General features: G+C 31.8%; 1 protein-coding gene. It reads left to right on the plus strand.

What is annotated here, in order from left to right; translation table 11 throughout:
• On the plus strand, positions 1–807 hold an 807-nt coding region (locus AC1DTM_RS29495; protein WP_477001592.1), incomplete at its 5' end, for a LysR substrate-binding domain-containing protein.
• Positions 808–830 lie beyond the last annotated feature (23 nt).

An 830-nucleotide genomic window follows, 5' to 3' on the forward strand; every position in this document is an offset into this window, starting at 1 on the left:
CCTTCACTAAGTCAACAAATACGTGCATTAGAACATGAAGTAGGCATGCCACTTTTCGATCGAATTGGTAAAAAAATATCTTTAACTGAAGCAGGAAGAGTTTTATTATCGCACAGTAAAACAATCTTTCATGAAGTCGAACAAGCCCGTTCTGCCATTCAAGATTTAAACGGATTACAGCATGGATCCTTAACAATCGGCTCATTGTTAACCGTCGTAAATTATTTACTACCACCAGCCATTTTAAATTTCAATAATTTATATCCTAATATTGAGCTTTCTGTATTAGGTCTTCGTACAGGAGAAATTCGTGAAAAATTATTACAAAACGAATTAGATATTGGCATTACATTTCTCCCAGTGCAAGATAAAGAGATTGTTTCTATCCCACTATATAAAAGTGAACTTACATTAGTTGTACCAACCAGCCATTCTTTAACTGAACGTAAGTATGTATCTATTGAAGAATTACAGGACTATCCTTTAATTCTTCTACCTAAAAATTTCCATTTAACAGAACTAATTACATCTCATTGCCAAAACTTTAACTTTAAACCAAAGCCAATTTTAGAAATTAGTACAATGGAATCTTTAATTCAAATGGTCTCAAAAGGTATGGGAATTACAGTATTACCAAAACCTTATATAGACTTTTTGCAAAGCGAACACATTCAATCTATTAAAATTGAAAACCCCACTCCAACAATAGATATAGGACTTATTTATAGAAAAGATAAATACATGTGCGCTGCTACCCGAGAATTTATTGAACAACTAAAGTTAACAGTACATTCTCTACAAAAATAAGCATAAAAGAGATTATCCTATGA

The sequence above is a fragment of the Bacillus sp. P4_D3 genome (assembly GCF_056401855.1).